The 12,441-nt window shown below is 36.0% G+C and carries 10 protein-coding genes, 4 tRNA genes and 1 other annotated feature; all 14 genes read right to left on the bottom strand.

Features of this window, described 5'->3' with window-relative positions:
• Positions 1–28 precede the first annotated feature (28 nt).
• On the bottom strand, positions 29–3,463 hold the full coding sequence (gene rpoC / locus BX659_RS13510; protein WP_097018172.1) for a DNA-directed RNA polymerase subunit beta': 3,435 nt from the start codon (positions 3,461–3,463) through the stop codon (positions 29–31).
• Positions 3,464–3,508: 45 nt separating this feature from the next.
• Positions 3,509–6,757: a DNA-directed RNA polymerase subunit beta gene (gene rpoB / locus BX659_RS13505; RefSeq protein ID WP_097018173.1), complete on the bottom strand. Its 3,249-nt coding sequence runs from the start codon at positions 6,755–6,757 to the stop codon at positions 3,509–3,511.
• Between the two features lie 386 nt (positions 6,758–7,143).
• Positions 7,144–7,512, bottom strand: coding sequence for a 50S ribosomal protein L7/L12 (gene rplL / locus BX659_RS13500; protein ID WP_097018174.1), 369 nt, complete (start codon positions 7,510–7,512; stop codon positions 7,144–7,146).
• A gap of 25 nt (positions 7,513–7,537) precedes the next feature.
• Entirely contained in the window at positions 7,538–8,059 is a 522-nt protein-coding gene (gene rplJ / locus BX659_RS13495) for a 50S ribosomal protein L10 (RefSeq protein ID WP_097018175.1), read from the bottom strand.
• An 18-nt stretch (positions 8,060–8,077) separates the two neighbouring features.
• Positions 8,078–8,245, bottom strand: a sequence feature (ribosomal protein L10 leader region).
• 59 nt (positions 8,246–8,304) lie between these two features.
• Positions 8,305–9,000, bottom strand: coding sequence for a 50S ribosomal protein L1 (gene rplA / locus BX659_RS13490; protein WP_097018176.1), 696 nt, complete (start codon positions 8,998–9,000; stop codon positions 8,305–8,307).
• A 61-nt stretch (positions 9,001–9,061) separates the two neighbouring features.
• Positions 9,062–9,487, bottom strand: coding sequence for a 50S ribosomal protein L11 (rplK, locus tag BX659_RS13485; protein WP_068716007.1), 426 nt, complete (start codon positions 9,485–9,487; stop codon positions 9,062–9,064).
• A gap of 13 nt (positions 9,488–9,500) precedes the next feature.
• The gene (nusG, locus tag BX659_RS13480) at positions 9,501–10,031 is read right to left on the bottom strand and encodes a transcription termination/antitermination protein NusG (RefSeq protein WP_097018199.1); all 531 of its coding nucleotides are present in this window, start codon (positions 10,029–10,031) and stop codon (positions 9,501–9,503) included.
• A 39-nt stretch (positions 10,032–10,070) separates the two neighbouring features.
• A complete protein-coding gene (gene secE, locus BX659_RS13475) occupies positions 10,071–10,274 on the bottom strand; it encodes a preprotein translocase subunit SecE (RefSeq protein WP_097018177.1) in 204 nt (67 codons plus the stop codon).
• Between the two features lie 40 nt (positions 10,275–10,314).
• Positions 10,315–10,391: transfer RNA gene (locus tag BX659_RS13470), tRNA-Trp, on the bottom strand.
• A gap of 24 nt (positions 10,392–10,415) precedes the next feature.
• Positions 10,416–10,565, bottom strand: a complete 150-nt coding sequence (gene rpmG, locus BX659_RS13465; protein ID WP_097018178.1) for a 50S ribosomal protein L33 — start codon at positions 10,563–10,565, stop codon at positions 10,416–10,418.
• Between the two features lie 188 nt (positions 10,566–10,753).
• The gene (gene tuf, locus BX659_RS13460) at positions 10,754–11,935 is read right to left on the bottom strand and encodes an elongation factor Tu (RefSeq protein ID WP_097018168.1); all 1,182 of its coding nucleotides are present in this window, start codon (positions 11,933–11,935) and stop codon (positions 10,754–10,756) included.
• 87 nt (positions 11,936–12,022) lie between these two features.
• Positions 12,023–12,098: transfer RNA gene (locus BX659_RS13455), tRNA-Thr, on the bottom strand.
• Positions 12,099–12,175, bottom strand: a tRNA-Gly gene (locus tag BX659_RS13450).
• Between the two features lie 131 nt (positions 12,176–12,306).
• Positions 12,307–12,391 (bottom strand) — tRNA-Tyr (locus BX659_RS13445).
• Between the last annotated feature and the right edge of the window lie 50 nt (positions 12,392–12,441).

Genomic DNA, 12,441 nt, shown 5'->3' with positions numbered 1-12,441 from the left:
AGTAAACTGTCAACCCTTTTTTGTCTTTTTATTCAACAACTTCGCTAGGTATTTCACGATATCTTCTCATCCCTGTACCGGCAGGAATCAATTGTCCAATAATAACGTTCTCTTTTAGACCTAATAAACTATCAGATTTACCTTCTAAGGAAGCTTCAGTTAATACCCTAGTTGTCTCTTGGAAAGATGCAGCTGATAAGAAACTCTCAGTTGCTAAAGAAGCTTTAGTAATACCTAACAGTTCTGGTGTTGCTGTTGCAGGCTCTTTTCCTTCTGCTATTACTTTATCGTTTACTGCTTCGAATTCAAATATATCTACTAGGCTACCTGGCAATAATTCAGTATTCCCAGCTTCTTTAATCTTAACCTTGTTCATCATCTGTCTTACAATTACTTCAATGTGTTTATCATTGATCTCTACACCTTGAGATCTATAAACACTTTGAACTTCTCTTAACAGATACTTTTGAACAGATCTCTTTCCGCTGATTCTTAAAATATCTTCAGGGTCTAGAGGACCTTTGGTTAATCTATCTCCTGCCTCAACATAATCCCCATCTTTTATTCTTAATTCAGAACCATATGGCAATTGATATGTCTTCTGTCTTCCATCTTTAGTTTTAATGACAGCTTTATAAGATCTACCATTCTCAACTATATTGACCTGACCATCTAATTCTGTAACTACCGCTTGACCTTTAGGACTACGAGCTTCAAATAACTCTTCTACACGAGGAAGACCTTGAGTAATATCGTCTCCAGCAACTCCTCCAGTATGGAATGTTCTCATCGTCAACTGGGTACCCGGTTCACCGATAGACTGAGCTGCCATAATACCAATAGCTTCACCTACATTAACCATCTTACCATCTGCTAAATTACGTCCATAACACCTTTGACAGACTCCATGCTCAGTACGACAAGTTAAGACAGTTCTAATTTCTACCTCTTCAATCCCTGCAGCTTCAATTTCTTCCATAATTTCTTCAGTAATTGTTTTATTCTTATGAACAATTACCTCACCAGTCTTTGGATGAATTAAATCAATTGAAGGTACTCTACCGATAATTCTTTCACTCAATGGCTCAATTATTTCTCCATCCTCTGAAATAGGTTTAATTAATAGACCATCTTCAGTTCCACAATCTTCTTCACGAACAATAACATCTTGGGAAACATCAACTAGACGACGAGTCAAATAACCTGAATCGGCAGTTCTTAAGGCTGTATCAGCCAAACCTTTACGAGCACCATGAGTAGAGATAAAGAACTCTAATACCGTTAACCCTTCACGGAAAGAAGCTTTGATTGGCATATCGATAATTCGACCAGATGGATCCGCCATCAAACCACGCATACCACCTAACTGAGTTATCTGAGATTTATTACCACGAGCACCAGAAGTAGCCATCATATAAATTGGATTAAACTCATCCAAATTATCAATTAGCGCCTCTGTAACTCTATCTTTTGCCTTACTCCAAACATCGATAACCCTTTGGTATCTTTCTCTTTCAGTAATTAAACCACGGCGATATTGCTTCTCGATCTTATCTACTTTATCTTCAGACTCTTTTACAATATCATATTTAGCTTGTGGAATATCAACATCAGTTACACTGATAGTAATACCAGATTTAGTAGCATAGCTAAATGTCAAATTCTTAACTGAATCTAAAATCTCAGCCGTTTTATTTGGCCCTAATTTTCTATGGCTTTCACTTACTAATCTACCTAATCGTTTCTTATCAAAAACTTCGTTATAGAATGGTAACTCTTCAGGAAGAACATCATTAAAGATTACCCTTCCTGCTCCAGTATCGATCCATTCACCATTAGGTAATCTATATTTTATCTTTGTCTGTAAAGTAATTTGATCATTTTCATAAGCTTTAATTACAGAATCTGTAGAACCAAAGATTTTACCTTCACCTTTAGCTCCATCCTTAAGAATAGTTAAATAATAAGCACCCAATACCATATCTTGGGACGGTACAGCTATAGCTCCACCATCAGATGGTGCCAAAATATTATAAGTTGATAACATCAATAATCTACATTCTGCCTGGGCTTCTGCAGATAAAGGAACATGTACAGCCATTTGGTCACCATCAAAGTCAGCATTATATGCTGGACAAACTAATGGGTGGACTCTAATAGCCTTTCCTTCTACTAAAATAGGTTCAAAAGCTTGAATACCTAGCCTATGTAAAGTAGGTGCACGATTTAACAATACTGGATGCTCTTTAATAACCTCTTCTAAAACATCCCATACCCTTGAATCTAGCTTTTCTACCATTCCTTTAGCACTTTTAATATTATGGGCTAATTCCTTATCAACAAGACGCTTCATTACAAAAGGCTTAAATAATTCTAATGCCATCTTTCTAGGCAAACCACATTGGTCTAACCTCAAATTAGGACCAACTACAATTACAGAACGTCCAGAATAATCTACACGTTTACCTAAAAGATTCTGACGGAAACGACCTTGCTTACCTTTTAACATATCACTTAATGATTTTAATGGTCTATTACCTGCTCCAGTAACTGGACGGCCTCTACGACCATTATCAATCAAAGCATCTACTGCTTCTTGTAGCATCCTCTTTTCATTACGGATAATAATGTCAGGTGCTCCAAGATCTAATAATCTTTTTAGACGATTATTTCTATTAATTACACGTCTATATAAATCATTTAAATCAGAAGTAGCAAAACGCCCACCATCTAATTGGACCATCGGTCTTAATTCAGGTGGAATAACAGGGATAACATCTAAAATCATCCATTCTGGTCTGTTTCCTGAATTTCTTAAACCTTCAAGAACCTTTAACCTTCTCACTGCACGTTTACGCCTTTGACCAGATACACTCTTAATTGTCTCTCTTAACTCTTCAACCTCTTTATCTAACTCAATATTTCTTAGCACTTCTCTAATTGCTTCAGCACCCATACCAGCTTCAAAATTATCTCCATATTTTGTTCTAGCTTCTCTATATTCGTTCTCAGTTAATAATTGCTTTTTACTTAAAGGACTTTCACCTGGATCAATTACTATATAAGAGACAAAATAAAGAACCTTTTCTAAAGAACGTGGAGACATATCCATCACTAGTCCTAAACGGCTAGGAATCCCCTTAAAAAACCAAATATGAGAAACAGGAGCAGCAAGCTCAATATGCCCCATTCTCTCTCTTCTTACCTTAGAACGTGTAACCTCTACACCACAACGGTCACAAACAACACCTTTATATCTAACCCTCTTATACTTCCCACAATGGCACTCCCAGTCTTTAGTGGGTCCAAAGATCTTTTCACAAAATAAACCTTCTTTTTCCGGCTTTAATGTACGATAATTAATAGTTTCCGGCTTTTTTACTTCACCACTTGACCAAGAACGAATCTTCTCTGGCGAAGCAAGACCTATCTTCATTGAATCAAAGTTATTTACATTAAACAAGGGCACACTCCCCCTTCTCTAGTTTTAGTTTTTTATAACTAATAACTATTCTCCATCTCCCTCATCATCAATTAAGTCTAAACCTAATTTCTTGGTAGTTTCATTGATTTCTTGTTCTTCAATTGATAACTCTTCTTCTTCTTCAGAATATACTTTTGCATCTAATCCAATACTCTGCATTTCCTTAATTAACACCTTGAAGGATTCAGGAATACCTGGTTCAGGTACATTTTCCCCTTTAACAATTGCTTCATACGCCTGTACACGTCCAACGACATCATCAGATTTAACAGTTAACATTTCTTGTAATGTATGAGCAGCACCATATGCTTCTAGTGCCCATACCTCCATCTCTCCAAATCTCTGTCCACCAAATTGAGCTTTACCACCCAATGGTTGTTGAGTAACAAGAGAGTATGGTCCAGTAGAACGTCCATGCATCTTATCATGAGCTAAGTGGTGTAACTTCAGCATATACATTACCCCAACGGTTACTCTGTTTTCAAAAGCTTCACCAGTTCTACCATCATATAAAAGCGTTTTACCATCACGTGCTAATCCTGCTTCTTCTAATATATCTTCTACCTCTTCTTCAGTAGCTCCATTAAATACTGGAGTAGAAACATGAATACCTAGAGCTCTTGCTGCCATCCCCAAGTGAGTCTCTAATACCTGTCCGATATTCATACGAGATGGTACTCCCAGAGGATTTAATACAATCTCTACTGGCTCACCATTAGGTAAAAACGGCATATCCTCCTCAGGTAAGATACGTGAAATAACCCCTTTGTTACCATGGCGTCCAGCCAATTTATCTCCAACTGTAATCTTTAGTTTTTTAGCTATATAAACTCTAACCAGTTTATTAACTCCAGCTTTGAGCTCATCTCCATCTTCTCTGTTAAAGACTTTTACATCAACAATAATTCCTTCTTCTCCATGAGGAACTCTTAGAGAAGTATCTCTAACCTCTCGAGCTTTCTCTCCAAAGATAGCTCTTAATAACCTTTCTTCAGCAGAGAGCTCAGTTTCACCCTTAGGAGTTACTTTACCAACTAAGATATCACCTGGTTCGACCTCTGCACCAACTCTGATAATTCCCCTGTCATCTAAATCTTTTAGTGCATCATCACCAACATTAGGGATATCTCTAGTAATCTCTTCAGGTCCAAGCTTAGTATCTCTAGCTTCAGCTTCATATTCTTCAATATGAACCGAAGTCAAAGCATCCTCTTTAACTAGTTTTTCACTAATTAAAATAGCATCCTCATAGTTATATCCTTGCCAAGGCATGAAGGCAATTACAGAGTTACGCCCTAAAGCTAACTCCCCTTTGTCTGTAGCAGGACCATCAGCAATGATCATTCCTCTTTCTACTCGATCTCCCTTTCTAACTATAGGTCGTTGATTAACACAACTACCCTGATTAGAACGAGTAAATTTAAGTATTCTATATTTATCAACTGTACCTTCATCGGTCTTGATTAAAATCTTATCACCAGTAACCTTCATAACCTCTCCAGGATTTTTAGCAACAATTGTTGCTCCAGAATCTTTTGCAGCTTCATACTCGATTCCAGTTCCTACAAGAGGTGCATCAGTTTTTAATAAAGGTACTGCTTGACGCTGCATGTTTGCTCCCATTAAAGCACGGTTAGCATCATCATTCTCTAAGAAAGGAATTAAAGCAGCAGATACACTAATAATCTGTTTTGGAGATACATCCATATAGTCAACCTTTGCAGGAGAAACCTTAATAGTTTCCTCATGATATCGGGCAAATACTCTATCATTAAGTAATTTCCCGTCTTGATCTATCCTTTCATTAGCCTGAGTAACTATTACTTCATCTTCTTCATCAGCAGTCAAATAATCAATCTGATCAGTCACTACACCATCTACTACTTTACGATAAGGTGTTTGAATAAAACCAAATTCATTAGTCTTACCATAAATACATGTAGAACCAATCAAACCGATGTTAGGTCCCTCAGGAGTCTCAATAGGACAAATTCTACCATAGTGAGTATGGTGAACATCACGAACATCAAATCCAGCACGTTCACGACTTAATCCACCAGGTCCTAAAGCACTCATTCTTCTCTTATGAGTCAATTCAGAGAGTGGATTAGTTTGGTCCATAAATTGGGACAACTGACTACTACCAAAAAATTCTTTGATAGCTGCTGCAACAGGTCTAGTATTGATTAAGTTTTGTGGAGTTATTACATCAATATCTTGAATGGTCATTCTTTCTCTAACAACTCTTTCCATTCTAGATAAACCTATTCTAAATTGATTTTGTAATAATTCTCCTACAGTCTTTAATCTTCTATTACCTAAATGGTCAATATCATCTATCTTAGCACCTTCATGATTATCAATTAACTTCAACATATATCTAACTGTCTCAACAATATCTTCTTTAGTTAATATCCTCTTTTCTGGGTCAACATCTAAACCAAGCTTTTTATTAATCTTATATCTTCCTACTTTAGCTAAATCATAACGCTTTGTATCAAAGAATAAAGACTCCAATAAACTCTGAGCACTCTCAACAGTTGGAGGCTCACCAGGTCTTTGATTCTTATATAAAGCAATCAAAGCCTCTTCTTGGCTCTCACTATTATCTCTCTCAATTGTATTATGTATAACTTGATGGTCACCAAGAGCATCAATCAGCTCAGCATCAGTTCCATAACCCAAAGATCTAAATAAAATAGTTGAAGGAATTTTTCTACCTCTATCAACCCTTACAGCAACAATATCCTTTTTATCATATTCAAATTCAATCCACGAACCACGATTAGGAATAATACTACCGTTATATAATTGACGTCCATCTTTAGTAACTTCTTCTCCAAAATAAACCCCAGAAGATCTAATCAACTGGCTTACAATTACTCTTTCTGCCCCATTGATAATAAATGTCCCTTTTTCAGTCATGAGTGGGAAATCAGACATAAAGACATCTTGCTCCTTAATCTCACCAGTCTCTTGATTAATCAATCGGACTTTAACATTTAAGGGTGCAGAATAAGTAACATCTCGATTCTTACTTTCTAACTCATCATACTTTGGCTCATCTAATGAATAATTAATGAACTCCAATACTAAATTCTCAGAAAAATCTTGAATAGGAGAGATTTCATGTAGAATTTCTAATAGGCCTTCCTCTAAAAACCAATTATAAGATTTAATTTGTGTTTCTAAAAGAAAAGGAATCTCCATCCCTTCTCCTACTTTAGCAAAGCTACGCCTTTCTCTTCTTAATGAGCTTGCTGGATTGGCCATAAATATAGTCACCCCCGCAGATTTTATCAGCCTAGATAAATAAAACTATAATCTATTTTAATTAAAAATTACCTCTATAAAACACAATTATTATTTGTATTCTCAAACAAAATATACATTTATAATGAAATTTAATTCACTTTTATTTCAATCAGTTACTTGTAACAATAAATAATAGTAACACAATTACAAGTTATTGTCAAGCAAGAGAAATTTATATCTACTAATATAAACACCCTCCTTAAATATATAATAACAACCACCTTGTAATAGAATTGAAAGCAAAGAATAAATTGGAGAAAAACAAATTTTAATTATGGTAAAAAAGCACTCTGTTATATAACAGAGTGCTTTGTATTTATAATTTATTCGGCTTTAAAGTAAAATTATTTTACTTCAACACTAGCTCCAGCTTCTTCTAATTGAGCTTTAATATCTTCAGCCTCTTCTTTAGAAACTCCTTCTTTAACTGGGCTAGGAGCGCCATCAACTAATGCCTTAGCTTCTTTAAGTCCTAAATCAGTAACACCTCTAACAGCTTTGATTACTTTGATTTTACTACTTCCAGCAGCAGTTATTACTACATCAAATTCAGTTTGCTCTTCAGCAGCTCCAGCAGCAGCTCCAGCAGCAGGCATAGCAGCTACAGCAGGTGCAGCACTTACATCAAATTTTTCTTCTAATTCCTCAACCAATTCAGCTAATTCTAAAACAGTCATATTCTCAATAGCTTGTAAAATTTCTTCTTTAGTCATTTAAATCATTCCTCCTAATTTTTATTTATTCAGCTTTTTTGTCCTTAATTGCGTTAAGCGCATAAACCAAACCGTTGATTGGATACTTTAATGAGTATACCAAACCAGAGATTGGAGCCTTCATACCACGTGCAACTTGAGCAAGCAACACTTCTCTTGGTGGTATATCAGCTAATGCTTTAACTCCTTCAACATCTAAAATATCTCCTGACAAGATACCAGATTTAATTTCTAAATTTTCATGGTCTTTAGCAAAGTCAGATAATACCTTCGCTGGAGCAACTGGATCCTCTTCAGAGAATGCAATTGCAGTTGGACCCGCTAAGTATTCTTTAATGCCCTCATAACCAGTTTCTTTAGCAGCTAAGTAAGCTAAAGTATTCTTTACTACCTTATACTCAACCCCAGCTTCTCTTAACTTATCTCTTAGTTCTGTTACTTCAGCAACATTTAAACCACGATAATCAGTTAAAATCGCTGATTTTGCATTACTAAATTTCTCGATTAATTCTTGAACGGCAAGTTCTTTTTCACGGCGTTGACCCATTCTGTTCATCCACCTCCTTAATAAAAAGTAAAAAGCCTCCAGCAAAGCTGGAGACTTTTTAACTATATACGAACAGTATAAATAAATTACACTGTATGTTATCAAGTACAAGTCACTCCAGCCTCGGCAGGTATTATTTAAGCTTGTTAAAGCACCTACTGTCTACAGCTTTAAACCGTATTCTTTTTTATCACAAGTGTGATTATAACACACCAATCTATTTAAGTCAATAGTTTTTTTATAAATTATCCTAACATTCTAATAATCGCTTGAGGGTCAATCTTAATACCTGGCCCCATAGTAGCTGATACAGCAATATTAAGTAAGTATCTTCCTTTAGCAGCTGCAGGTCTAGCTTTAACTATAGTTTCCATAACTGTTCTAAAGTTTTCATCTAAATCATCAAAACTAAAGCTAGCTTTTCCTAGAGGCAAGTGGATGTTACCACCTTTATCAGCTCTATATTCAACCTTACCAGCTTTAATATCTTTAACAGCTTGTTCCAAATCAAAAGTTACTGTTCCTACTTTAGGGTTTGGCATTAATCCTTTTGGACCTAAGATAGGACCTAATTTACCCACAACACTCATCATGTCAGGAGTAGCTACTACTACATCAAAGTCAAACCAACCTTCTTTGATTTTTTCAGCTAATTCTTCTCCACCAACTACGTCAGCGCCAGCAGCTTCAGCTTCTTTAACTTTTTCCCCTTGCGCAAAAACGATCACTTTAACGTCTTTACCTGTTCCCTTTGGAAGAACAACAGCTCCACGAATTTGTTGATCATTTTTAGTTGTATTAACCCCTAATTTAACAGATACTTCAATAGTTTCATCAAATTTAGCTGTAGCAGTTTCTTGAGCTAATTTTAACGCTTCTTCGATTTCATATAACTTATCCCTATCAACTTTTGTATATGCATCTTTATATCTTTTTGACATTTAAAATCCTCCTTTGTGGTATTAGCGGAAAATCCTCCCACTTTTATAAAAAGAAATTATATTATTCTTCAACAACAAACCCCATGCTTCGAGCAGTACCTTTAATCATACTCATAGCAGATTCTAGGCTCGCAGCATTTAAATCTTCCATCTTTAGTTCAGCAATCTCTTTTACAGCATCTAAACTTACTGTAGCAACTTTATTAACATTAGGTTCTCCAGAACCTTTTGGAACACCAGCAGCTTTCTTTAATAGTTCTGCAGCTGGAGGAGTTTTAGTAATAAAGTCAAAAGAACGATCTGCATAAACTGTGATTTCTACTGGTATAATGTTACCAGCTTGATCAGCAGTTTTAGCATTAAACGCCTTACAAAAATCCATAATATTTACTCCATGTTGTCCCAAAGCTGGTCCAACTGGAGGAGCTGGATTAGCTTTACCAGCAGGAATCTGCAAACTAATTTTACCTGTGATTTCTTTAGCCATCTCTTACACCTCCTTATACTTTCTCAACTTGATCAAATTCTAATTCAACTGGTGTTTCTCGTCCAAACATTGACACCAACACCATAAGTTTAGCTTTTTCATAATCTATCTCTTTAATTTCACCTACAAAATCCTCAAAAGGACCCTCACTAACTCTAACAGTCTGCCCTTTTTCTAAGTCTATTTCAGCTTTAGGTTCTTCTATACCCATATCTTTTAACACTTTATTCATTTCGGTATTTTGAACCGGGATTGGTTTTGTACCAGCACTAGCAAAACCAATTACTCCTGGCGTATTTCGCACAACATACCAAGAATCATCATCCATGATCATCTTTACTAAAGCATAACCAGGAAATATTTTTTCTTTAACTACTGTTTTCTTCCCATTCTTAACCTTAATTCTCTCTTCAGTAGGAATTACAATTTCAAATATTTTCTCTTCCATACCAGTAGTCTTAATACGTTGAGTAAGATTAGCTTTAACCTTATCTTCGTGGCCAGAATAAGTATGTATAGCATACCATTCTATGTTATTATTCATAAATAAGGGACCCCACATCTAGTAGGACCCACACCTCCTCTAGTCAAGAATAATCGGCCTGATTATATTAGAAAATACAAAATCGACTCCTCCGATAAATAACGCAACAAGTAATACAGTAACTATTACAACCATAGTATAAGATCCTAATTCTTTACGGTTTGGCCAATTTACTTTTTTCAGTTCAGCTTTTACTTCACGGAAAAATTTAGTAGTCTTTCCCCAAGCACCTTTGTCAGCCATTTATTCCACATCCTCATTGATGATTATTAACGTTTTTATTTGGCAGGCCTGGAGGGACTTGAACCCCCAACCCTCGGATTTGGAGTCCGATGCTCTAGCCAATTGAGCCACAAGCCTATATAAGAACAATTTTAAGTAAAATTACTTAGTCTCTTTATGGTTAGTATGTTCTTTGCAGAATTTACAATATTTTTTAATTTCTAATCTTTCTCGTTGATTCTTTTTGTTTTTACTAGTAGTGTAATTGCGTCTTTTACATTCTGTACATTCTAGAGTAATTACCTCTCTCATAGATGGCACCTCCTAATAAGTAGTTCATTTAATAAAGTTTACGTTCTTTCCTACACCCTATACACTCTATCATATCTCTTTATAAAAGTCAATGATAATTTACATTGGATAAAACGCTAAAAAAAGTAGAAAAGTGGGTATTAATACCCACTTTTCTATTAGAATAATATAACCAATTTAATGCTTAATTATTCAATAATCTCAGTAACAACACCAGCACCAACAGTTCTTCCACCTTCACGAATAGCGAATCTTAATCCTTCGTCCATCGCGATTGGAGAGATTAGTTCTCCTACCATTTCGATGTTATCTCCTGGCATTACCATCTCTACACCTTCTGGTAAGTGGATTGAACCTGTTACATCAGTTGTTCTGAAGTAAAATTGTGGTTTATATCCATCGAAGAATGGAGTATGACGTCCACCCTCTTCTTTACTTAATACATATACTTCTGATTTGAATTTAGTATGTGGAGTAATACTTCCAGGTTTTGCTAATACTTGTCCACGCTCGATATCTTCTCTCTTAACACCTCTTAATAATGCACCAATGTTATCTCCTGCTTGTGCTTGATCCATTAATTTACGGAACATCTCTACTCCTGTTACAGTAGTAGTTTCTGTATCTTTAATCCCTACGATTTCTATTGTATCTCCAACTTTAACAACACCTTGTTCTACACGTCCAGTTGCTACTGTTCCACGTCCAGTAATACTGAACACGTCCTCTACTGGCATTAAGAACTCTTTGTCTGTATCTCTTTCTGGAGTTGGGATATACTCATCTACTGCATCCATTAATTCTAAGATCTTATCTGCCCATTCTCCTTCTGGTTCTTCTAATGCTTTTAATGCAGAACCTACTACTACTGGAGCGTCATCTCCTTCAAATTCATACTCGCTCATTAACTCTCTTACTTCCATTTCTACTAATTCGATTAACTCTTCGTCATCTACCATGTCAGCTTTGTTTAAGAATACTACGATCTTTGGTACTCCTACCTGACGGGATAATAGTAAATGCTCTCTTGTTTGAGGCATTGGTCCGTCAGCTGCTGATACGATTAAGATAGCTCCATCCATCTGTGCTGCTCCAGTGATCATGTTCTTTACATAATCAGCATGTCCTGGACAGTCAACGTGAGCATAGTGACGATTTTCTGTTTCATACTCTACGTGTGAAGTAGCAATTGTAATTCCTCTTTCTCTTTCTTCTGGTGCATTATCGATGTCTTCGAAGTTAGAACCTCCTACACCTTTTGATAATACCTTTGTAATAGCTGCGGTAGTTGTTGTTTTACCGTGGTCTACGTGACCAATTGTACCAATATTAACATGAGGTTTCGTTCTCTCAAACTTTTCTTTTGCCATTTTATTTCCCTCCTAGATTATGTAGAAACATATTATATAAATTAAAGGTGATACAAAATCACCTGTTTATATGTTAATTATTAAATTTGGAGCCCACAACCGGATTTGAACCGGTGACCTCATCCTTACCATGGATGCGCTCTACCTACTGAGCTATGTGGGCTGGAGCGGGAAACCAGATTCGAACTGGCGACACCCAGCTTGGAAGGCTGGTGCTCTAGCCAACTGAGCTACTCCCGCACAATAAGTTCAGTTTACAGTGTATAGTGTACAGTTGACAGTCAAAACCATAAAAGCAAAAACTTAAATATAAGTTCTTATTTTTTATGAACTTAACTATCAACTGTCAACTATTAACTGTTAAATATTAATGGTGGAGGGGAGAGGATTTGAACCTCTGAAGGCGTCGCCGGCAGATTTACAGTCTGCTCCCTTTAACCACTCGGGAACCCCTCCTTAAACACATCAAATAAACAACAATAATATTATATTCTTTTTAAAACCAA

The sequence above is a fragment of the Orenia metallireducens genome (assembly GCF_003001995.1).
Lineage (GTDB): Bacteria > Bacillota > Halanaerobiia > Halobacteroidales > Halobacteroidaceae > Orenia > Orenia metallireducens_B.
Note: the sequence above shows the minus strand (reverse complement) of the source record. Positions and strands in the feature narration are given on the sequence as shown.